Here is a 21,467-nt window from a genome sequence, read left to right on the forward strand (position 1 = left end):
CTGCGGATGATCGACTCATCGCGTGCTACTCGATGTTCTGCCGCTCGCCCTTCGGATCGAAGAACACCGAAGAAACGATCTCGGCTTCGATCACGCTGCCATCGGCCAAGGGTGCGAAGACTCGCTCGCCCATACGCGCCAGGCCGCCTTTGACCACGCCCATCGCGAACGAATAGCCCAGCGAGTTGTGCGCGTAACTGGAGGTCACGTGGCCGACCATGCTCATCGGAATCGTCTGTTTGGTGTCGAACACCAGTTGCGCACCTTCCGGCAGCCATTTGGCAGGGTCCACCGGCTTTAGGCCGACCAGTTGCTTGCGCTGTTCGCGGACGCAGTCTTCGCGATTCATGCCGCGCCAGCCGATCCAGGAGAACGGTTTGGTACGGCCCACACACCAGCCCATGTTCAGATCGTCGGGCGTCATCGAGCCGTCAGTATCCTGACCGACGATGATGAAACCCTTCTCTGCGCGCAGCACGTGCATGGTCTCGGTGCCGTAAGGCGTCAGGTTGTACTGCTTGCCTGCCTCGGCGATCTTTTCCAGAACGCCCATGGCGTAGTCGGCCTGAATGTTGACCTCGTAGGACAGCTCGCCGGTAAACGAGATACGGAATACCCGGGCCGGCACACCGGCGACCAGACCTTCCTTCCAGGTCATGAACGGGAAGGCTTCACGGCCCAGATCGATATCGGTGACTTCGCTGAGCAGCTTGCGGCTGTTGGGGCCGGACAGTGTCAGGGTCGCCCAGTGATCGGTCACTGAGGTGAAATACACTTTCAGGTCCGGCCATTCGGTCTGTTGATAGATTTCCAGCCATTGCAGGACACGCGCTGCGCCGCCCGTGGTGGTGGTCATCAGGAAGTGGTTGTCAGCGAGACAGGCAGTGACCCCGTCATCGAAGACCATGCCGTCTTCCTTGCACATCAGGCCATAGCGGGCCTTGCCGACGTCCAGTTTGGTCCAGGCGTTGGTGTAGATGCGGTTGAGGAACTCGCGTGCATCCGGGCCTTGAATATCGATCTTGCCCAGCGTCGAAGCGTCCAGCAGGCCAACGCTGTCGCGCACCGCCTTGCATTCGCGAGCGACGGCTGCGGGCAGGTCTTCGCCATTTTTCGGGAAGTACCACGGCCGTTTCCATTGGCCGACGTCCTCGAACTCGGCGCCGTTTTTGACATGCCAGGCGTGCAGCGCGGTGAACCGCACGGGTTCGAAGATGTGTTTGCAATGACGCCCGGCTATCGCGCCGAAGGTCACCGGCGTGTAGTTGGGGCGGAACATGGTGGTGCCCATTTCCGGGATCGTCACGTTCAGTGAACGGGCGGCGATGGCCAGACCGTTGACGTTGCCCAGCTTGCCCTGATCGGTGCCGAAACCCAACGCGGTGTAGCGCTTGACGTGCTCGACCGACTCGAAACCCTCGCGGGTTGCCAGTTCGATGGCGGCGGCGGTGACGTCGTTCTGGAAGTCAACGAACTGCTTGGGGGCGCGTGCTGTGCCTTTTTCGTGCGGCACCTGGAACAGCGCCAGCGTCGGTTCTTCAGCACGGCTGAGGGCTTTGGGCATCACGCCTTCGACCACCTTGAAGCCCGCTTCACTGGCAGCGCGCACGCCGCCTTCGAAGCCATCGGCCAGGCTGTCAGCCAGGCTGTAGACGCCGTTGACTCCGCCTACGCAGATACGTTTCTGTGGTGCTTCGCCCGGTACGAAGCCGAGGATGTCCTCGCGCCAGACCGGCTTGCCGCCCAGGTGCGAGGCCAGATGCACGATCGGGCTGTAGCCGCCGGAGCTGGCAACCACGTCGCATTCAAGCCATTCGCCTGGGCTGGTCACGCTGTGCGTCTTGAGGTCGATGGCGGCAACGCGGGCAGCCGTCACGCGCTTGCTGCCGCGGGCCTCGATGACCGCGCTGCCGGTCAGAATGCGAATGCCTTTGGCCCGCGCTTCTTCAACCAGCGGGCCACGCGGGTTATGCCGTGCATCCGCAATCGCGACCACGTGCAGGCTGGCGTCGAGCCAGTCCAAAGCGACGCGATAAGCATGATCGTTGTTGGTGGAAAGCACCAGTTTCTTGCCCGGTGCCACGCCATAACGACGGACGTAAGTCGATACGGCACCGGCCAGCATGTTGCCGGGCACATCGTTGTTGCCGTAGACCAGCGGACGCTCGTGAGTACCCGCGGCCAGCACCACACGTTTGGCACGTACCCGGTGCATGCGCTGGCGGACCATGCCGATCGGCGCGCGATCACCCAGGTGGTCGGTGAGGCGCTCGTGGATGGTCAGGAAATTGTGATCGTGATAGCCATTGACCGTGGCACGTGGCAGCAGGGTGACGTTGCGCAGGCTTTTCAGCTCGGCGACGACCGTCGACACCCATTCAGTGGCGGGTTTGCCGTCGAGGCTTTCACGGCTGTCGAGCAGGCTGCCGCCGAACTCTTCCTGTTCATCGGCAATGATCACTCGGGCACCGCTGCGACCTGCTGCCAGGGCAGCGGCCAGACCTGCCGGGCCCGCACCGACGATCAACACGTCGCAGTGCTGGTTCATCGCATCGTAGCTGTCCGGATCGTTCTCGGTCGGCGAGCGACCGAGGCCTGCAGCCTTGCGGATGTACTTCTCGTAAGTCATCCAGAACGATTGCGGGTACATGAAGGTTTTGTAGTAGAAACCCGGCGGCATCAGCTTGCCGCCGACCTTGCCCAGAATGCCCATGACATCAGTGTTCACGCTCGGCCAGCCGTTGGTGCTGGTCGCCACCAGTCCGGCATAGAGCGCCTGTTGCGTAGCACGCACGTTGGGGATCTGCGTCGCTTCGGTCGCGCCGATCTGCAGCACGGCATTGGGCTCTTCCGAACCCGCTGCGAAGATGCCGCGCGGGCGGGAGTATTTGAAGCTGCGGCCGATGATATCGACGCCGTTGGCGAGCAGGGCAGAGGCCAGCGAGTCACCTTCAAAGCCCTGGTAGGTCTGGCCGTTGAAGGTAAAGTTGAGCACCTTGCTGCGATTGATACGGCCGCCGTTGGGCAGGCGATGGGTCTGGCTCATACCTTGTCTCCCTGATCCGTGAACTGCGGCCTGGTACCGATCGGATAGGTCTCGAGAATCTCGTAGGTCACGGTGTTGCGCGTCATGTTGAAATACTGGCGGCAACCGGCGGCGTGTATCCACAGTTCGTGATGCAGGCCGCGCGGGTTATCGCGAAAGAACATGTAGTCGCCCCATTGCTCATCGGTGCAGGCACCGGGGTCCAGCGGGCGCGGAATGTGCGCCTGACCGGACGGGTGGAATTCCTCTTCGGAGCGCAGTTCGCCACAGTGAGGACAGAAGATATGCAGCATGGTCGGGTTCTCCTGTTAATGGGCTACGGCTGCAGCGCCGTGTTCGTCGATGAGTGCACCGTTGTGGAAACGGTCAATGGAGAACGGCTTGGCCAGCGGGTGCATCTCGCCTTTGGCCAGACTGGCGGCAAATACGTTGCCCGAGCCCGGCGTGGCCTTGAAGCCGCCTGTGCCCCAGCCGCAGTTGAAGAACATGTTCGGCACCGGGGTCTTGGAAATGATCGGGCAGGCGTCCGGCGTGGTGTCGACGATACCGCCCCATTGACGGTTCATGCGCACGCGGGACAGCACCGGGAACATCTCGACGATGGCCTGGACGGTGTGTTCGATCACCGGGTACGAGCCGCGCTGGCCATAACCGACCCAACTGTCGATACCGGCACCGATCACCAGGTCGCCCTTGTCGGACTGGCTGATGTAGCCGTGTACCGCGTTGGACATGATGACGCTGTCGATAATCGGCTTGATCGGCTCGGAAACCAGTGCCTGCAACGGGTGTGATTCGATAGGCAGACGGAAGCCTGCCAGCTTGGCCATGTGCCCGGAATTACCGGCGGTTACCACACCAACACGTTTTGCACCGATGAAACCCTTGTTGGTTTCCACACCGATGCACACGCCGTTTTCCTTGCGAAAGCCGATGACTTCGGTCTGCTGAATCAGGTCGACGCCCAGCGCGTCGGCCGCGCGGGCGAAGCCCCAGGCCACCGCATCGTGGCGGGCGACGCCGCCACGGCGTTGGACCGTTGCTCCGATGATCGGGTAACGGGTGTTTTTCGAGCAGTCCAGGTACGGGATTTCCTCGGCGACCTGCTGGCCGTTGAGCAATTCACCGTCCACGCCGTTAAGCCGGTTGGCGCTGACGCGGCGCTCGGAATCGCGCATGTCCTGCAGGGTGTGGCACAGGTTGTAAACGCCGCGCTGGGAGAACATGACGTTGTAGTTAAGGTCCTGGGACAGGCCTTCCCACAGTTTCATCGCGTGTTCATAGAGGTGGGCCGACTCGTCCCACAGGTAGTTGGAGCGCACGATGGTGGTGTTGCGCGCAGTGTTGCCGCCGCCCAGCCAGCCTTTCTCGACCACGGCCACATTGGTGATGCCATGCTCCTTGGCCAGATAATAGGCCGTGGCCAGACCGTGCCCGCCGCCGCCGACGATGACCACGTCATAGACCTTTTTCGGGGTCGGCGTGCGCCACATGCGCTGCCAGTTTTCATGGTGGCTGAGGGAATGCTTGAGAAGGCCGAAGCCTGAGTAATGCTGCATGTGAGGCTACTCCTGACTCAGCGATAAACCGGAAAATCGGCGCACAGGGCGGCGACCTGGCTGGCGACGTCGGCCTCGACATCGGCATCACCGAGGTTGTCGAGGATGTCGCAGATCCAGCCTGCCAGCTCGACGCACTGGGTCACCTTGAAGCCGCGGGTGGTAACAGCCGGTGTACCGATGCGCAGGCCGGACGTCACGAACGGCGACTGCGGGTCGTTGGGCACCGAGTTCTTGTTGACGGTAATGTGCGCACGCCCCAGCGCTGCGTCGGCGTCTTTGCCGGTCAGACCCTGACGGATCAGGCTGACCAGAAACAGATGGTTGTCGGTGCCGCCGGAGACCACGTCGAAGCCCCGATCGATGAACACCTTCGCCATCGCTTGCGCGTTGTCGATGACCTGCTGTTGATAGACCTTGAAGGCGGGCTCCATGGCTTCTTTGAAACACACGGCCTTGGCGGCGATGACGTGCATCAACGGGCCGCCCTGACCACCGGGGAAGACGGCGGAATTGAATTTCTTCTCCAGCTCTTCGTTGGCCTTGGCCAGGATCAGGCCGCCGCGTGGACCGCGCAGGGTCTTGTGGGTCGTGGTGGTGACTACGTCTGCGTAGGGCAGCGGATTCGGGTAAAGACCGGCGGCAACCAGACCGGCGACGTGCGCCATGTCGACGAACAGGTAAGCGCCTACCTTGTCGGCGATTTCACGGAAGCGCGGGAAGTCGAGGGTCTTGGAATAGGCCGAAAACCCGGCAATGATCATTTTCGGCTGGCATTCGACGGCAATGCGCTCGACTTCGTCGTAATCGATCAGCCCGGTCGCGGTGTCGATGCCGTACTGCACGGCGTTATAGAGCTTGCCCGAGAAGCTGACCTTGGCACCGTGGGTCAGGTGGCCGCCGTGCGCCAGGCTCATGCCCAACACGGTATCGCCGGCCTGGAGCAGCGCCAGATAGACCGCTGCGTTGGCCTGACTGCCGGAGTGTGGCTGAACGTTGGCGTAGTCGGCACCAAACAGCTGTCTGGCGCGGTCGATGGCCAGCTGCTCGACCTTGTCGACGTGCTCGCAACCGCCGTAGTAACGCTTGCCGGGATAGCCCTCTGCGTACTTGTTGGTCAGACCGCTGCCCTGCGCCTGCATCACGCGTTTGCTGGTGTAGTTCTCCGAGGCGATCAGCTCGATATGGTCTTCCTGACGCTGCTCCTCGGCGTTCATCGCCGACAGCAGTGCATCGTCATAACCCTGGATCTGGTCTTGCTTGCTGAACATCGCGGATCTCCCAGCGGCGGCGCGGCGCCTGACTTGTCGTTCGGGCGGAACAGAGCCCTCTGAGAGCGATGGTAGGGCCGCACCGAAGACGCCAAATGCCTATGGACGCCACACAAAGGTGCGTTTACGACATGGGGGCTGAGGGAGCAGAAATAGCGGCAGGGGAGTTACCCGGGGGACAAGGCTGTGGACGAAAAAAAGCCCGCTCCCGGCTGGATGAGTCCAGCGCGGTGGAGCGGGCTTGTCGGTTACAGGCCTTGTCAGCCGTGGTTTTTGCCCAGCAACGCGTGATACAGCTCGGTATCACCCAGAATGCCGACCACTTTATTGCCATCCTGCAGGACCAGTTTGTTGCCGGTCTGGTAGCGGATCTGCAGCGCGTCGCGCATGCCGATGTTGGAATGCACAAGCGTAGGGCGTCGATCCAGGGTGGCGACGTCCTGACCGGGGGCCCAGTTCTGCAGATCGAGGGCCGTGGCACCTTGCCGCGCGCCTTTGATCACGTTGCCGTCGGCCAGATCGAGCCATGAGTCGCCGCTTGGGTCCAGGCACACCGAACCGTTGACGTGGGTGCACTCGTCGACGGTGCGCATCAGGCTGCGACCGCACAGCACGTTGAGCGGGTTGGTGTGTGCAACGAAGGTGCGCACGTATTCATCTGCCGGATTGAGCACGATCTGCTCCGGCACGCTGTATTGCACGATACGGCCGTCTTTCATGATAGCGATCCGGCTGCCGAGCTTCAGTGCTTCATCCAGATCGTGGCTGACGAACACAATGGTCTTGCTCAACTTGGTTTGCAGGGCGAGCAGTTCGTCCTGCAACCCCTGGCGGATCAGGGGGTCGAGCGCCGAGAACGGTTCGTCCATCAGCAGGATGTCGGCGTCCATCGCCAGTGCCCGCGCCAGGCCCACTCGTTGCTGCATGCCGCCAGACAGTTCGTCGGGCTTCTTGTTGCGCCACTGGGTCAGGCCCACCAGCTCGAGCTTTTCATCCACCAGCTTGCGCCGTTCCTTTTCAGGGCGGCCCTGCATCTCCAGACCGAAGCTGATGTTCTCGCGCACCGTCAGCCAGGGCATCAGGGCGAATTTCTGGAAGACCATGGCAATGCGCTTGGTGCGCATCATTTTCAGTTCGGCTGCGCTGCAGTTGGCGATGTTGATCTGCGAGCCTTCATGCTCGACGAACAGTGAGCCACGGCTGACGGTGTTGAGGCCGTTGATACAGCGCAACAGGCTAGATTTGCCGGAGCCCGACAGGCCCATCAGGACGCAGATTTCGCCTTTTTCGATGTCCAGACTGGCGTTTTCGACGCCGACGATCTGTCCGGTTTTCTTGAGGATCTGGTCACGCGTGAGGCCTTCGTCGAGCAGCTTGAGGGCTTCACGCGGGTCCTTGGAGAAGATGACGTCTACCTTGTCGAATTTGATGATACTCATGCGTCGGACCCTACCTTGGCTTCGGGTTGTTTGCAGATGCGGTCGAGCATGATGGCCAGCAATACGATTGCCAGACCGGCTTCGAAACCGAGCGCGATGTCGGCCGTGTTCAGCGCGTTGACCACTGGTTTGCCCAGGCCGTCGGCGCCGACCAGGGCCGCGATGACCACCATCGACAGCGACAGCATGATGCACTGGGTAATCCCGGCTGCAATGCTGGGCATCGCGTAGGGCAGTTCAATGCGTGTCAGCAACTGGCGACGTGACGAACCGAAGGCCTTGCCGGCATCCAGCAACTCCTGAGGCACATCGCGAATACCCAGGTAGGTCAGGCGAATCGGCGCGGCAATGGCGAAAACCACCGTCGAGATCAGGCCGGGTACCACGCCCAGACCAAACAGCGTGAGCGTCGGAATCAGGTAGACGAAAGTAGGCACGGTCTGCATCAGGTCGAGTATCGGCCGGATGATGGTGTAGAACAGCGGCTTGTGCGCGGCAATGATGCCCAGCGGCACGCCGATGACGACACACACCAGCGTGGCGAAGAGCACCTGCGCCAGGGTTTCCATGGTTTCCTGCCAGTAATGCAGGTTGAGGATCAGCAGAAACGAAAGGATGACGAAAACCGTCAGGCCCCACTTGCGCTGGATGAAGTGCGCGAGGGCTGCGATAAGGCCGATCAGTACGAATGGATTGAACCAGGTCAGCGCGAAAGTGAACCCGTGGATCATCATTTCCAGTGTCGAGGCTATTGCGTCGAAGTAATCGGCGCCGTTGGCCGTCAACCAATCGACAAATGCGGCGATGTACTCGCCCAGAGGGATTTTATGGTCAGTCAGCATGATTTCGGGTGTCCGCTTGCGGAAGGTGAAGAGGGCAGCAGGCGGGTCAGCGCCGCCTGCTGTCGGCTTACTGGGTCAACTTGGCTTTGGCGGCCTCCAGGCCTGGCTTGCCATCGACGGTGGTCACGCCTGCGAGCCAGGTGTCGAGTACTTGAGGGTTTTTCTTGATCCACGCCTTGGCGGCTGCATCAGGCTTCATTTTGTCGTCCAGCACGTTACCCATCAGGGTGCTTTCCATGTTCAGCGTGAAGGACAGATTCTTGAGCAGCTGACCTACGTTGCTGCACTCCTGACTGTAGCCTTTGCGGGTGTTGGTGTAGATCGTCGCCTGGCCATAGTTGGGGCCGAAGAAGTCATCGCCGCCAGTCAGATATTTCATCTTGAAACGGGTGTTCATCGGGTGCGGTTCCCAACCGAGGAACACCACATCGTTTTTGCGTTTCACGGCGCGGTCGACCTGCGACAGCATTGCGGCTTCACTGGATTCCACGACCTTGAAACCTGCGTCTTTGAGGCCGAAGGCGTTCTTGTCGATCATGCTCTGGATCAGGCGATTGCCGTCATTGCCAGGCTCGATGCCGTAGATCTTGCCGCCCAGTTCCTTCTTGAATTTGGCGATGTCGGCGAAGTCATGCAGACCTTTGTCGTAAAACGCTTCCGGCACCGCGAGGGTGTACTTGGCGTTCTCCAGATTGGCACGCACGGTTTCGACGGTCCCTGCTTCGCGATAGGGCTTGATGTCGTTTTCCATGGTCGGCATCCAGTTGCCGAGGAACACGTCCATGTTCTTGCCGTCGGCCAGCGACTTGTAGGTCACCGGTACGGAAATCATGGTGGTTTTGGTCTTGTAACCCAGTGACTCGAGTACGGCGCTGGTTACCGCAGTGGTGACGGTAATGTCAGTCCAGCCGACATCGGAGAAGTTGACCGTATGACAGGCCTCTGGCTCGGCTGCCTGGGCTAGCACCGGCATACAGAGCGTAGCGGCCAACAGCAACGATTTGGAACCTTTCATGGGGTGGACTCCTGTGAGTTTCTTTTAGTCATCAGCAGGTGAACGCTGACGCGGCTTATGGGTTGGCGAGGCTTTTCGCGAAGCTCCATCACTGCGCCGGGCGATCGAGTCGGAACCGATCATGTAACAGGGAAAATCAAACGCCTACAGGGGGCGTCGTATCCAGTGCAGGAGGCGTCGTATCCAGTGCGCGCAAGGTCGCTTACAGATTCGTTGCATCGTACGCACGCCCGGTTGCAGTGTCGGAACTGCGAAAAAACGGCCAGTACGTTACACAGTCGCTGCGCAGGTCGGCAGCGGTCGGTTGGCAGGTCGGTGCCTGCGCGAACGCGGTGTTTTGGAGGGGAGTAACGCCGACAAGTTCATTATCGGGTCGGATCCGGCAGTGGTCACGCCATGTCAGGTGTCATTTTTGGTGGCTGCGCGCTTTTCGATCACGCGCCCTGCAGTCCGCCACTTTTTAGCGCGAGCGTCTACCCTGCGCAGCGTTTCCTCGAGGTGTGCCTTGAGTAGCACTCGGCGTGACAAGACCCTTTGGTCGTTTCCGTCAAGTGCTACCGAACTGCTCATCGAGCTGCGCGATCCGCGGCCTCGCTGTCGCAAACAGGTAAGTGGGTCGCAGCCGGTTAGACGCTTCGCGACGTCGCTTTCGGGTGTTCTTGAATGAGCGATCAAATTCCGGCATGGGATTTGCGATGTCATCACAGCGCCTTCAGTGACGAGGGCTACAACAAGAGCCTGTACTGGGGCCAACCGTATGCCATATGAGAGGAGATAGTGTGATGACATCGTTCAATCAAGGGACTCAACCCCAGAATCGCGCGCCACAGTCCATCGGCTTTCTGCTGCTGGATAACTTCACCCTGATCTCCCTCGCATCGGCGGTAGAACCCCTTCGCATGGCCAACCAGCTGTCGGGCCGCGAGTTGTATCGCTGGACCACGCTGAGTGTCGACGGCGGCCAGGTCTGGGCCAGCGATGGTCTGCAGATCACGCCGGATGCGGCGATGCACAAGGCTCCTTTGCTCGATACTGTCATCGTCTGCGGCGGTGTCGGTATTCAACGCTCCGTCACGCGTGAACATGTCAGCTGGCTACAGGGCCAGGCGCGTCAGTCGCGTCGTCTGGGCGCCGTGTGCACCGGCAGTTGGGCGCTGGCGTGTGCGGGTTTGCTGGATGGTTTCGAGTGCAGCGTGCATTGGGAATGTCTGGCCTCGATGCAGGAAGCCTTTCCGCGCGTGTCGATGAGCACCCGGCTGTTTACGCTGGACCGCAATCGTTTCACCAGCTCGGGCGGCACCGCACCGCTGGACATGATGCTGCACCTGATCAGTCGTGATCATGGACGCGAGTTGTCGGCAGCCATTTCCGAGATGTTCGTCTACGAGCGCATTCGCAACGAACAGGACCATCAACGCGTGCCGCTCAAGCACATGTTGGGCACCAATCAGCCGAAGCTGCAGGAAATCGTGGCGCTGATGGAAGCCAATCTTGAAGAGCCGATCGATCTTGACGAACTGGCTGTGTATGTCGCCGTTTCGCGCAGGCAGCTGGAGCGGTTGTTCCAGAAATACCTGCACTGTTCGCCTTCGCGCTACTACCTGAAACTGCGCCTGATTCGCGCCCGACAGCTGCTCAAGCAGACACCGATGTCGATCATCGAAGTGGCATCGGTGTGCGGCTTCGTGTCGACACCGCACTTCTCCAAATGCTACCGCGAATACTTCGGCATCCCGCCACGTGACGAGCGCGTAGGGTCCAACACCGCACAGCAGGTCGCGATGATGCCAATCCCGCAGGCCCTGGTTCTCGCCCCGTTGTCCGGGCCGATGTCGGCGCTGAGTCAGGCGCGTAATGAGTCGACGTTTGCGAGTGTGAGGCTTTAAAAAAGTCCGGTTTGCAAATGCCCACGACGAGAAAGCATCTCTCACAGGCTGTAAAACATTCGCTCTGCTCATCGCCCTACAGACGCTAAGGTTCAACGTTGAACCGGTTCTGGAGGGCGATGGAATGCCTGATTGCGCAACGACACGACACCTGCGCAAAGGCAGATGCTCGGCAGTCGGTCAGATTTACGTGGTCACTTCAGTGACGAAGGGCCGTGTACCTGTGTTCGCCGAAATGCCGCTGGGACGGCTGCTCGTACGAGAAATGAAGCGTTGCGAAGAGCAGGGGCTGGTCAAGTCTATGGCATGGGTAGTCATGCCTGACCATCTCCACTGGCTTTTTGAACTCAAGGCCGGTGATTTGCCCAGCCTGATGAAACAATTAAAGGCTCGAAGCTCGATTGCAGTTGGAAAACGGTGTGTCCGTCGTCACGCTTTGTGGCAATCCGGGTACCACGACAGAGCAATCCGCGACGAAAAGGATATTGCGCCGATAGCCCGTTATATAGTGGCCAACCCTTTACGTGCGGGCTTGGTTAAAAAGCTTGGGGATTACCCGCTGTGGGATGCTATCTGGGTTTGAGGCACGGGCAGCTTTCGCGAACAAGTTCGCTCCTACGGCCTGCGGCCAGAAGCTGGGGATCACGGTTTGCTTCTGCCGCAGGGCGTGAGAGTGTTTTTCGCGAACAAGTTCGCTCCTACGGCCTGCGGCCAGAAGCTGAGGGCTCACGGCCTGCTTCTGCCGTAGGGCGTGAGTGTTTTTCGCGAACAAGTTCGCTCCTACGGCCTGCGGCCAGAAGCTGGGGATCACGGTCTGCTTCTGCCGTAGGGCGTGAGAGTGTTTTTCGCGAACAAGTTCGCTCCTACGGCCTGCGGCCAGAAGCTGGGGATCACGGTTTGCTTCTGCCGCAGGGAGTGAGTGTTTTTCGCGAACAAGTTCGCTCCTACGGCCTGCGGCCAGAAGCTGGGGATCACGGTTTGCTTCTGCCGCAGGGCGTGAGAGTGTTTTTCGCGAACAAGTTCGCTCCTACGGCCTGCGGCCAGAAGCTGGGGATCACGGTTTGCTTCTGTCGCAGGGCGTGAGAGTGTTTTTCGCGAACAAGTTCGCTCCTATGGCCTGCGGCCAGAAGCTGGGGATCACGGTCTGCTTCTGCCGTAGGGCGTGAGAGTGTTTTTCGCGAACAAGTTCGCTCCTACGGCCTGCGGCCAGAAGCTGGGGGTTCACGGTCTGCTTCTGCCGTAGGGCGTGAGTGTTTTTCGCGAACAAGTTCGCTCCTACGGCCTGCGGCCAGAAGCTGAGGGATCACGGTTTGCTTCTGCCCGAAGGGCGTAGGAGCGAACTTGTTCGCGAAGACTGGCTTTCACACAACATAGCTTCCGGAAATAAAACGCCCGTTTTCAAGCATCAAAGCGCGAAGCGCGCCACCATGCCATTGAGGTCGATTGCCAGGCGTGACAGCTCGGTGCTGGCTGCGCTGGTCTGGTTGGCGCCGTTGGTGGATTGTGCCGACAGGTCGCGGATGTTGACCAGGTTGCGGTCCACTTCGCGGGCGACCTGTGCCTGTTCTTCGGCGGCGCTGGCGATGACCATGTTACGTTCGTTGATCTCTTCGACCGCGCTGTTGATGGTGTTCAGTGCCTGGCCCGCGCCCTTGGCGATGTTCAGGGTCGATTCGGCGCGTTCAGTGCTGTTGCGCATCGAGCTGACGGCCTGTTCCGTGCCGGTCTGAATGCTGCTGATCATGCGTTCGATTTCGCTGGTCGATTGCTGGGTGCGGTGTGCCAGGGCACGCACTTCGTCGGCGACGACGGCAAAACCACGTCCAGCTTCACCGGCACGTGCGGCTTCGATGGCGGCGTTCAATGCCAGCAGGTTGGTCTGGTCGGCCAGGCCGCGAATCACGTCGAGCACCTTGCCGATATCACGCGACTCATTGGCCAGGCTGATGATCAGCTCGGCAGTGCCTTGCACGTCGCCACTCATGCGCTCGATGGCGCTGACGGTTTCCTGAACCAGGTCGCGGCCATCGCCTGCAGAGGTCGCCGCGCTGCGCGAGGCCTGCGAGGTGCTGGTGGCGTTGCGCGCCACTTCTTCCACGGCGCTGGTCATCTGGTTGACCGCAGTGGCAGCCTGTTCTATTTCATCGTTCTGCTGCACCAGCCCGCGTGCGCTTTCGTCAGTGACGGCGTTCAGTTCCTCGGCTGCCGAGGCCAGTTGCGTGGCCGAGCCGGAAATACCCTGCAAGGTATCGCGCAGCTTGTCCTGCATGGTTTTCATGGCCAGCAGCAGACGACCGGCTTCATCGCTGCCGTCGATACTGATCGGCTTGGTCAGGTTGCCTTGCGCAATGGTCTCCGCTGCTAGCAGTGCGGTGGCGATCGGTGTGGTAATGCTCTTGATCAGCATCCAGGCAAACACGATCGTCAGTAGTGTGGCGGCGATCAGCAGTCCGATCACCATGTTGAATGCCGAGTCATACTCGACGGAGGCCTGTTCTTTGACCGCATTCAACTGCGCCGTATTGATATCCACCAGCTTGCGCAGCACAACGTTCATCTGGTCGGAGTTGTTGACCATTTCGTTGTTGAGCAAGCCCTGTAATTCGTCGATGTTGTTGGACCGGGTCAGCGTTTTCAGGCGGTCTTCAAGCTGGCGATACTGGCCCAGCAGCTGCACGTACTGGCTATAGAGGTCGCGCTCGTCGGGGCCACTGATCAGCTTCTCGTAAACGGCCTGAGCGTCAGTGATCTGCTTGTTGCGCATCGCCATCAGCTCGATGGTTTTCTGCTGGGTTTCCGGATCGCGGTTGACCAGCAATCGGTAGGACAGCACCCGCAGACGAATACTGACTTCAGCGAAGCGATCGAGGCTCTTGATGCTGGGCACATTGCTGTCGGCCAGCGCCTCGGTGGCGCTGCGGATCTTGCTCATCTGTGACAGCGCAAAGACGCCCAGAATCAGCATGAGGGTGCCGATCATGGCAAATCCAAGAAACGCTCGGGGCGCGATGTTCATATTTCGCAGGGACATAGAAAGCTTCCAGGGTCATTGACGCGTTCCATGCGATTTAGAGACGGGGATAAAGCCGTAAGTGGGGTGCCTATCGGACGTGCGACTAAAGTCTTGAGCCGATAGGCACGTATTGGGCGTGACTTAATCGTGACGATTTCTTCATTTCTCTCCCGGGTCGGGCGCAAGCCCTTGAAAAGACGGGGCGTAGGCTTTTTCCGAGATGGCAGTCTGCCCATTGCCTGCGCGCATTTGTCGCAGTTTCAGACGGTCTGACGAACAGCAGGAACCGGATACCGAATAAGGAGTCACAAGCCCCCTACGCGTCTACGTTATCGATGTGTCGATGTGATGACAGAGCGGTGAGCGCTGGTATGCGCAGCGACTTTTCTTTATCGTACGCGCCCGTTGAAATTTGCTCGAGAAATCAAAATGTTGGAAGCCTCCCTTAGCCAATTGGAACAACTTGTCGGCGATCTGGTGCAGCAGAACCAGGCCCTTCAGGAAACAAATGCACAGCTCGGTGCCGAGCTGGCAAAAGCCAAGGACGAGAACGAGAACTTGCAACTGAGTCTGATGGAGCAGGAAGAGAAGCATGGCAGCACTGCCGCGCGCATCCAGGCACTGGTTGATCGCGCGACCAGCGCAAGTGCTGTCGGCGCATGAACGTCGATGGCAGCGGTGTAACCGTTCTCACCATTCTGGGCAATGAGTACTCGGTCAAGGCGCCGGCTGGCGAAGACCTGACGCTCATGAAGGCCGCTGCGATGCTCAATGCATCGCTGGCCGACACCAAGCGCAAATACCCGACGTTGATCGGTGACCGTCTGCTGGTACTCGCGGCGTTGAATCTGTGTTCGCAGCAGATCGAGCTTGAGCAACTGCACAAGGTCGAGCTCAAGCGCTACCGGGAGCAGGTCGAAGCGACGGTGGATGTGATCGCCAAGACCATCGCCCCGAACTGAACGTGATGCGCTGACGCAGTCGCAGTCAGAACGAATGCGACTGTCTGCGCCTGCGCCACTGCCCGAGTGCTTCCTCCAGCCGCAAGGGGCTGTCGATCTGCTGACGACGGGCATGGCTGAACAGAATCAGCGCCAGTTCTGCGGTGACCAGTGCATCGGCGCTGGCATGATGACGCTCTTCGGCATGCAGACCAAAGAAACGGGTCCAGTCATCCAGCCCGGCATGACGCAGGTTGGCGTGTTCGCACAGCATCGGGGCTATTTCGGCGACGTCGAAAAACGCATGCTGCAAGCGATAGCCCAGGCTTTCCTTCAAGGCGCGTGACAGCATGTGCTGATCGAATGGCGCATGAAAGCCGAGAATCGGGCTGTCACCGACGAACTCCATGAAGTCCAGCAAGGCTTCGACCGGCTCACTGCCAGCGGCAATCGCGCTAGGCGCCAGCCCATGAATCAGAACGGCCGGACTGATCTTGTGGTCGACGCGCAATAGCGTGCGCTCGAACTGCTGGCCCAGATCGATGGCGCCGTCTTCAATCACTACCGCACCAATGGACAGCACCTGATCACGGTTCATGTTCAGGCCGCTAGTTTCCAGGTCGAGCACGACCCAGCGCTGTTCACGCAGTGACCTGTCGCTGAGGTTCGCGCACACCGGCAGCCGCTCCAGGCGATCCAGTTGATGCGCGTGCAAGGGTGTCTTTTTCGGCCGTGGTTTGAGCCATTCGAACAGGTTCATAGTTGATAACGCAGGGTCAGGCTGGTTTGCAATCGCTGCGCCTGGCGAAACGATTCGCGCAGAATGCGCCGGTCCAGATGGTTGAGTGTGTCCGGGTCGATGCGGTTGGAATACGCCAGGTTCTGGCGGCTCTGCAGTTGGTGCTGCTGCATGCGAGTCTGCTGAATGAAGTGATAAGCCTCTTCATACGCGGCACCGTCAAGCGGGTCGATGACTTCGCGCTCGACCAGCTGGCGCAAGCGTTCCTGCGTGTTGCTCACGCCGATACCGTTGGCCAGCGCCAGCAGGCGCGCACCGTCGACGAAGGGCGTCAGGCCTTCGACCTTGAGGTCCAGGGTGTCCTTTTCACTGCCTTTGCGGGCCAACACGAAATCCTTGAAGCGACCCACTGGCGGACGCTGGCGCAATGCGTTGTCAGCCATCATGCGCTGGAACAGCCGGTTATCTGCGACCTGATCGAGAATGCTGCGGCGCAGTTGCTCGCCGCTGCTTTCATCACCCCAGACCACGCGCAGATCGAAATAGATACTCGAGGCCAGCAGGTTCTCCGGCGTCGCCTCGCGAATAAACGTCGAGAAGCGCTGCGACCATTCGAGTCGGGACAGGCACAGTTCGGGGTTGCCGGCCATGATGTTGCCCTTGCACAGGGTAAAACCGCACTGCGCGAGGTTCTGATTGATGCGTTCGGCAATCGGCAGCAGTACGTTGCGAATCTGCTCTGCCTCGGCTGCATCACGCGCTTCGAACAGAATGCCGTTGTCCTGATCGGTATGCAGCGTCTGCTCGCGACGGCCTTCGCTGCCAAAGCACAGCCAGCTGAAGGCAATGCCAGGGTCGCCTTTCTCTGCAAGCGTCAGCTCGATCACCCGGCATACGGTGTGGTCGTTGAGCAGAGTGATGATCTGGGTTATCTGGGTTGAAGACGCGCCGTGGGCGAGCATGCGATCGACCAACTGGACGATATCGCCCCGCAAGCCGGCGAGCGCTTCGATACGTGGCGCGTTGCGGATGGTCCGCGCCAGGTGCACCAGGTCGACCCGTTGCAGGGAAAACAGATCCCGCTCCGACACCACGCCGCACAATCGCCCGTCGCGGACCAGGCACACGTGGGCGATGTGCCGACCGGTCATGGCGATGGCGGCGTCGAAGGCACTGGCGTCCGGGCTCAGGTGGAAAGGCGACAGGCTCATGGTGTGCCTGACCGGCGCGCTGAAATCGGCATTCACATCGGCAACCGCCTCACGCAGGTCGCGCAGGGTAAAGATCCCCAGCGGCGACTGCCGCTCGTCGACAATCACGATGCTGCCTACTTGCTGCTCGTGCATCAGCCGCACGGCGTCGCGCATGGGCGTTTCCGGGCTGCACATCACCGGATGGCGCATGGCAAGTTCACCCAGCCGGGTGTTCAAAGAGTACTGCGTGCCGAGGGTTTCGACAGCGCGCTGCTGGACCTGTTGATTGACTTGGTCCAGCAAGCTGCTGACACCGCGCAAGGCAAAGTCGCGAAAGGTTGTGGAAAGCGCGAACAGTTTGATGAACGCCTGCTTGTTCAGCTGTAGGCAGAAGGTGTCCTCGGCAGCCAGATGCTCGGTGCGCGTGGCGCGCTCGCCGAGCAGGGCGGCGAGCGGAAAACACTCGCCTGTGGTTATTTCAAATGTCGTTTCCGTACCGCCTTTGGCAGAATGCGGACGCTCGCCGACGATGCGACCCTGCTTGACGATGTAAAAGTGCTCCACCGGCCCGTCGCCAGGCTTGATGATGCTTTCACCTGCAGCGTAGAAGCGCAGCTGACACTGCTCGACCAGATACGCCAGATGAGCGTTTTCCATCTGATTGAACGGCGGGAATTTTTGCAGAAACTGCATGGTGCCGTGTATGTTCTGCAGCACGGCTGTCTTGCCTGCCTGGGTGAAAGCATCTGCCTTGCTCATGGCCTGTTCCGCGTTCTTGTTATTGGTGCTCATGGTCGGCCGCTTGCAGCCAGGTGCCCATTGGACGTAAGTCTTACCTTGAACCCCGTGACACCGCCGTGCTGCTTGCGGCATAACTGATTTGACGAGCGCAATGGATTGCGAGCGAAGATTGGCCAGGATGCCGACGAAATGCATCGCAGATTGACCCGTATCTGCTGTCGGATTAGTTCAGGGAATGATGAGACTGCAATGATTGACCACGATATTCTGAGCGACGATGAGCGCGATGCCCTCCATGAGGTCATGCTCACGCCCGACCGCAGCGCCCCGCAACGGGTCCTGATCGTCGATGACGACAGCGACGCGCGCGAACTGCTGGCTGAAATTCTGAGCCTCAATGACATCAGCTGCATGACCGCGCCCGGTGGCGATACTGCGCTGCAGATGATCCACTCGCGTCAGTCCATCGGACTGCTGATCACCGACCTGCGGATGGCTCCTTTTGACGGGCTGGATCTGATTCGCAAGGTTCGTGAGTCGGACCGCGCCGAACTGCCGATCATCATTGTTTCCGGCGACGCCAACGTGCGCGATGCCATCGATGCCATGCACCTGAACGTGGTGGACTTCCTTCTCAAACCGCTCAATACCAGGCAGTTGGTGAAGCTGGTCAAGCGGGAATTGGGGATAAGTTGAGGCAGTGAGCCGTTGCAGGTTCTGGTCCGGTGAGCACCAGAACCTGCAACGAAGGTGTGCGACGCGTTACAGGCCGTTGATGGCCTTGAACTCCCGACGGCGACGATGCAGTACCGGCTCGGTATAGCCATTAGGCTGTCGCGTGCCTTCGATCACCAGTTCGACCGCCGCCTGGAAGGCGATGTTGTTGTCGAAGTCGGGTGCCAGCGGGTGATACAGCGGGTCGTTGGCGTTCTGGCGATCCACCACCGGGGCCATGCGCTTGAGGCTTTCCAGAACCTGAGTTTCGCTGACGACACCATGACGCAGCCAGTTGGCCATGTGCTGGCTGGAGATGCGCAGCGTGGCGCGGTCTTCCATCAGACCGATGTCGTTGATGTCCGGTACTTTCGAACACCCCACGCCCTGATCGATCCAGCGCACGACATAACCAAGAATGCCTTGTGCGTTGTTGTCCAGTTCGTTCTGGATTTCTTCCGGGGTCCAGTCAGTGTTCGGTGCCAGCGGAATGGTCAGAATGTCATCCACCGAGGCTTGCTCGCGTTGCGCCAGTTCGGCCTGCCGGGCGAACACGTCGACCTTGTGATAATGCAGGGCGTGCAGCGCAGCGGCCGTAGGTGAGGGGACCCAGGCGGTGTTGGCGCCAGCCAGTGGATGAGCGATTTTCTGCTCCAGCATCGCCGCCATCAGGTCCGGCATGGCCCACATGCCTTTGCCGATCTGTGCGCGACCTTGCAGGCCGCATTTCAGGCCGATGTCGACGTTGGAGTTCTCGTAAGCAGCGATCCACTTCTCGGCTTTCATCTGCGCCTTGCGCACCACCGGGCCCGCTTCCATGGAGGTATGGATTTCGTCACCGGTGCGGTCGAGGAAGCCGGTGTTGATGAATACCACGCGCTCGCTGGCGGCCTGAATGCAGGCTTTGAGGTTGACCGTAGTGCGGCGTTCCTCGTCCATGATCCCGACCTTCAAGGTGTTACGCGGCAAGCCCAGCACCTGCTCGATGCGCTCGAACAGTTCGTTGGTGAATGCCGCTTCCTCCGGGCCGTGCATCTTCGGTTTGACGATGTACATCGAGCCGCTGCGGCTGTTGCTGCGCGAGGTGTTGCCGTTGAGGTTGTGGATGGCGGCGAGGCTGGTCAGCAGCCCATCGAGAATGCCTTCCGGCACTTCGTTGCCGTGTTTGTCGAGAATCGCATCGATGGTCATCAAGTGGCCCACGTTGCGAATGAACAACAGCGAGCGACCGTGCAGCGTGACTTCGCCGCCCTCTGGCGTGGTGTAGACGCGGTCCGGGTTCATGGTGCGGGTGAAGGTTTCTCCGCCCTTGGACACCGACTCGGCCAGATCGCCCTTCATCAGGCCCAGCCAGTTGCGGTAGACAACCACTTTGTCGTCGGCATCCACAGCGGCGATGGAGTCTTCGCAGTCCATGATGGTGGTCAGTGCAGCTTCCATGAGGATGTCTTTCACGCCCGCCGGATCGGTCTGACCGACCGGGCTGGCGGCGTCGATCTGCAGTTCGAAGTGCAGACCGTTGTGCTTGAGCAGCAAGGCAAACGGCGCCAAGGCATCGCCTTGAAAACCGACCAGTTGAGCGTCATCGTGCAGGCCGGTATTGCTGCCACCCTTGAGACTGACGACCAGTTTGCCGTCGATCAGCTTATAAGCCGTCGAGTCGGCATGTGAACCTGCTGACAGGGGCGCTGCCTGATCGAGAAAGGCGCGAGCGAACGCGATCACCTTGTCGCCACGCACCTTGTTGTAGCCTTTACCCTTTTCCGCGCCACCTGCTTCGCTGATGGCGTCGGTGCCGTAGAGCGCGTCATACAGCGAACCCCAGCGGGCGTTTGACGCATTGAGCGCAAACCGGGCGTTCATCACCGGCACGACCAGTTGCGGACCCGCCATGGTGGCGATTTCTTCATCGACGTTTTGCGTGGTGATCTGGAAGTCCGCTGCTTCTGGCAGCAGGTAGCCAATCTCTTGAAGGAAGGCTTTGTAGGCCGAGGCGTCGTGAGCCTGCCCTGCATGCGACTGGTGCCAGGCGTCGATTTTCGCCTGTAACTCATCACGTTTGGCGAGCAGTGCCTTGTTCTTCGGCGCAAGGTCATGGATCAGTTTGTCTGCACCGGCCCAGAACGCAGTGGCGTCGACGCCGGTTCCGGGGGTGGCTTCGTTCTGCACGAAGTCGAACAGGACTCTGGCGACTTGCAGGTCACCGACTTGAACGTACTCAGTCATTGCACTTGCCTCACTCTGCTCAGCAGGGTCGAGCACACTCGGGGAGCGCTCTGTTATTGATCTGGGTGTCATGTAGTGCGCAATTCTGGATACTACATGAGCGGTCGTCGCGTGAAAACGTCGCTGAATATGTCACTAAACGACTGGATATTCATATCGGGTCACGATGATTATTCAGCGTGTTCCCAAAAGCATTCAGGATTGTTCCATAAAGCGTGGCAAACGGTACACGATTTACCGTGTGCGAGCTGCCTCTCCGGGATGCCTATACTGGTATGACCGACGCTGTCTCCAAACCATCTGTGCATAAGAGGAATTGACCGTGGATCATCTCGTCGTAACGCTGGTTGCCCCCGATAAACCGGGCCAGGTCGAACGCATCGCGCGGTGCATTGCCGAGCATGGCGGCAACTGGCTGGAAAGCCGCATGTCGCGCATGGCCGGGCAATTTGCCGGGATCCTCAAGGTAGGTGTCGAGGCCGAAAAGTATGACGACCTGATCAAAGCGCTGAACGGCCTGTCAGCCCATGGCATCCGCATGTTGCTGGCCGAGAGCGTGGTCGAGACGTCCGATACCACCCGCCTGATCAGCATGGAACTGGTCGGCAACGACCGCCCCGGCATCGTGCGCGACATCACCCGTTTGCTGGCCGGGCAGGGCGTCAACGTCGAACACCTGATCACCGACGTGTCCCCTGCGCCCATGAGCAGCGAACTGCTGTTCCAGGCCAAAGCAGTGCTGGGCGTCCCGCAGGAATTGTCACTGGATGACCTGCAGATGGCGCTCGAGACCCTGGCGGATGATTTGATGGTGGAGTTGGTGCTGGGAGCCAAGGAGTAAG

At 60.0% G+C, this 21,467-nt stretch carries 17 protein-coding genes; 6 read left to right on the forward strand and 11 right to left on the reverse strand.

Annotated features, from left to right (window positions below):
* Positions 1–25 precede the first annotated feature (25 nt).
* The 7 genes from JOE34_RS08290 to JOE34_RS08320 form a co-directional block, all read right to left on the reverse strand.
* Positions 26–3,046 carry a sarcosine oxidase subunit alpha gene (locus tag JOE34_RS08290; RefSeq protein WP_024665605.1) on the reverse strand — a complete coding sequence of 1,007 codons (3,021 nt, stop codon included), beginning with the start codon at positions 3,044–3,046 and terminating at the stop codon, positions 26–28.
* Positions 3,043–3,339 carry a sarcosine oxidase subunit delta gene (locus JOE34_RS08295; RefSeq protein ID WP_003316160.1) on the reverse strand — a complete coding sequence of 99 codons (297 nt, stop codon included), beginning with the start codon at positions 3,337–3,339 and terminating at the stop codon, positions 3,043–3,045. Before JOE34_RS08295 ends, JOE34_RS08290 begins: the two co-directional genes overlap by 4 nt.
* 15 nt (positions 3,340–3,354) lie before the next feature.
* The gene (locus tag JOE34_RS08300; RefSeq protein ID WP_003316161.1) at positions 3,355–4,605 is read right to left on the reverse strand and encodes a sarcosine oxidase subunit beta family protein; all 1,251 of its coding nucleotides are present in this window, start codon (positions 4,603–4,605) and stop codon (positions 3,355–3,357) included.
* 17 nt (positions 4,606–4,622) lie between these two features.
* Positions 4,623–5,876 (reverse strand): serine hydroxymethyltransferase, encoded by a 1,254-nt coding sequence (gene glyA / locus JOE34_RS08305; protein ID WP_003427686.1) that lies wholly within the window; start codon positions 5,874–5,876, stop codon positions 4,623–4,625.
* 260 nt (positions 5,877–6,136) lie between these two features.
* The gene (gene choV / locus JOE34_RS08310) at positions 6,137–7,315 is read right to left on the reverse strand and encodes a choline ABC transporter ATP-binding protein (protein WP_198705029.1); all 1,179 of its coding nucleotides are present in this window, start codon (positions 7,313–7,315) and stop codon (positions 6,137–6,139) included.
* Positions 7,312–8,160 carry a choline ABC transporter permease subunit gene (gene choW / locus JOE34_RS08315; RefSeq protein WP_170855970.1) on the reverse strand — a complete coding sequence of 283 codons (849 nt, stop codon included), beginning with the start codon at positions 8,158–8,160 and terminating at the stop codon, positions 7,312–7,314. Before choW ends, choV begins: the two co-directional genes overlap by 4 nt.
* 64 nt (positions 8,161–8,224) lie before the next feature.
* Complete coding sequence (locus tag JOE34_RS08320; protein WP_209995539.1) at positions 8,225–9,172, reverse strand: choline ABC transporter substrate-binding protein; 948 nt, start codon at positions 9,170–9,172, stop codon at positions 8,225–8,227.
* A gap of 782 nt (positions 9,173–9,954) precedes the next feature.
* Here JOE34_RS08320 and JOE34_RS08325 point away from each other — a divergent pair.
* The gene (locus tag JOE34_RS08325) at positions 9,955–11,058 is read left to right on the forward strand and encodes a GlxA family transcriptional regulator (RefSeq protein ID WP_003402189.1); all 1,104 of its coding nucleotides are present in this window, start codon (positions 9,955–9,957) and stop codon (positions 11,056–11,058) included.
* 124 nt (positions 11,059–11,182) lie between these two features.
* Complete coding sequence (locus JOE34_RS08330) at positions 11,183–11,641, forward strand: transposase (RefSeq protein ID WP_046266855.1); 459 nt, start codon at positions 11,183–11,185, stop codon at positions 11,639–11,641.
* Between the two features lie 822 nt (positions 11,642–12,463).
* On the opposite strand, the gene JOE34_RS08335 is transcribed toward JOE34_RS08330, so the two are convergent.
* A complete protein-coding gene (locus tag JOE34_RS08335; RefSeq protein ID WP_046266871.1) occupies positions 12,464–14,089 on the reverse strand; it encodes a methyl-accepting chemotaxis protein in 1,626 nt (541 codons plus the stop codon).
* 411 nt (positions 14,090–14,500) lie between these two features.
* Here JOE34_RS08335 and JOE34_RS08340 point away from each other — a divergent pair, with 411 nt between their 5' ends.
* Both JOE34_RS08340 and JOE34_RS08345 read left to right on the forward strand, forming a co-directional pair.
* Positions 14,501–14,734, forward strand: a complete 234-nt coding sequence (locus JOE34_RS08340) for a hypothetical protein (RefSeq protein WP_003316169.1) — start codon at positions 14,501–14,503, stop codon at positions 14,732–14,734.
* Positions 14,731–15,033: a cell division protein ZapA gene (locus tag JOE34_RS08345; protein ID WP_003316170.1), complete on the forward strand. Its 303-nt coding sequence runs from the start codon at positions 14,731–14,733 to the stop codon at positions 15,031–15,033. Before JOE34_RS08340 ends, JOE34_RS08345 begins: the two co-directional genes overlap by 4 nt.
* 25 nt (positions 15,034–15,058) lie before the next feature.
* Here JOE34_RS08345 and JOE34_RS08350 read toward each other — a convergent pair whose 3' ends face one another.
* Both JOE34_RS08350 and JOE34_RS08355 read right to left on the reverse strand, forming a co-directional pair.
* Positions 15,059–15,772, reverse strand: coding sequence for a 3'-5' exonuclease (locus tag JOE34_RS08350; protein ID WP_024961459.1), 714 nt, complete (start codon positions 15,770–15,772; stop codon positions 15,059–15,061).
* Positions 15,769–17,703, reverse strand: coding sequence for a DUF294 nucleotidyltransferase-like domain-containing protein (locus tag JOE34_RS08355; RefSeq protein WP_024649927.1), 1,935 nt, complete (start codon positions 17,701–17,703; stop codon positions 15,769–15,771). The genes JOE34_RS08350 and JOE34_RS08355 overlap by 4 nt, the downstream gene beginning before the upstream one ends.
* A 231-nt stretch (positions 17,704–17,934) precedes the next feature.
* Here JOE34_RS08355 and JOE34_RS08360 point away from each other — a divergent pair, with 231 nt between their 5' ends.
* The gene (locus JOE34_RS08360; protein WP_003316174.1) at positions 17,935–18,381 is read left to right on the forward strand and encodes a response regulator; all 447 of its coding nucleotides are present in this window, start codon (positions 17,935–17,937) and stop codon (positions 18,379–18,381) included.
* Positions 18,382–18,447: 66 nt separating this feature from the next.
* Here the strand turns inward: JOE34_RS08360 and JOE34_RS08365 are convergent, their stop codons facing one another.
* Positions 18,448–20,625 (reverse strand): malate synthase G, encoded by a 2,178-nt coding sequence (locus tag JOE34_RS08365; RefSeq protein WP_046266870.1) that lies wholly within the window; start codon positions 20,623–20,625, stop codon positions 18,448–18,450.
* 322 nt (positions 20,626–20,947) lie between these two features.
* On the opposite strand from JOE34_RS08365, the gene JOE34_RS08370 reads away from it, so the two are divergent.
* Positions 20,948–21,466 carry an ACT domain-containing protein gene (locus tag JOE34_RS08370; protein WP_046266869.1) on the forward strand — a complete coding sequence of 173 codons (519 nt, stop codon included), beginning with the start codon at positions 20,948–20,950 and terminating at the stop codon, positions 21,464–21,466.
* The last annotated feature ends 1 nt before the right edge of the window (position 21,467 follow it).

It is taken from the genome of Pseudomonas sp. PvP028 (genome assembly GCF_017832255.1).
GTDB lineage: Bacteria > Pseudomonadota > Gammaproteobacteria > Pseudomonadales > Pseudomonadaceae > Aquipseudomonas > Aquipseudomonas syringae.

Bases quoted from the DNA above. Each gene is read 5' to 3' on its own strand.
- JOE34_RS08290 (WP_024665605.1), bottom strand. From the start codon at position 3,046: ATGAGCCAGACCCATCGCCTGCCCAACGGCGGCCGTATCAATCGCAGC.
- JOE34_RS08295 (WP_003316160.1), bottom strand. From the start codon at position 3,339: ATGCTGCATATCTTCTGTCCTCACTGTGGCGAACTGCGCTCCGAAGAG.
- JOE34_RS08300 (WP_003316161.1), bottom strand. From the start codon at position 4,605: ATGCAGCATTACTCAGGCTTCGGCCTTCTCAAGCATTCCCTCAGCCAC.
- glyA (WP_003427686.1), bottom strand. From the start codon at position 5,876: ATGTTCAGCAAGCAAGACCAGATCCAGGGTTATGACGATGCACTGCTG.
- choV (WP_198705029.1), bottom strand. From the start codon at position 7,315: ATGAGTATCATCAAATTCGACAAGGTAGACGTCATCTTCTCCAAGGAC.
- JOE34_RS08320 (WP_209995539.1), bottom strand. From the start codon at position 9,172: ATGAAAGGTTCCAAATCGTTGCTGTTGGCCGCTACGCTCTGTATGCCG.
- JOE34_RS08325 (WP_003402189.1), top strand. From the start codon at position 9,955: ATGACATCGTTCAATCAAGGGACTCAACCCCAGAATCGCGCGCCACAG.
- JOE34_RS08330 (WP_046266855.1), top strand. From the start codon at position 11,183: ATGCCTGATTGCGCAACGACACGACACCTGCGCAAAGGCAGATGCTCG.
- JOE34_RS08335 (WP_046266871.1), bottom strand. From the start codon at position 14,089: ATGTCCCTGCGAAATATGAACATCGCGCCCCGAGCGTTTCTTGGATTT.
- JOE34_RS08340 (WP_003316169.1), top strand. From the start codon at position 14,501: ATGTTGGAAGCCTCCCTTAGCCAATTGGAACAACTTGTCGGCGATCTG.
- JOE34_RS08345 (WP_003316170.1), top strand. From the start codon at position 14,731: ATGAACGTCGATGGCAGCGGTGTAACCGTTCTCACCATTCTGGGCAAT.
- JOE34_RS08350 (WP_024961459.1), bottom strand. From the start codon at position 15,772: ATGAACCTGTTCGAATGGCTCAAACCACGGCCGAAAAAGACACCCTTG.
- JOE34_RS08355 (WP_024649927.1), bottom strand. From the start codon at position 17,703: ATGAGCAAGGCAGATGCTTTCACCCAGGCAGGCAAGACAGCCGTGCTG.
- JOE34_RS08360 (WP_003316174.1), top strand. From the start codon at position 17,935: ATGATTGACCACGATATTCTGAGCGACGATGAGCGCGATGCCCTCCAT.
- JOE34_RS08365 (WP_046266870.1), bottom strand. From the start codon at position 20,625: ATGACTGAGTACGTTCAAGTCGGTGACCTGCAAGTCGCCAGAGTCCTG.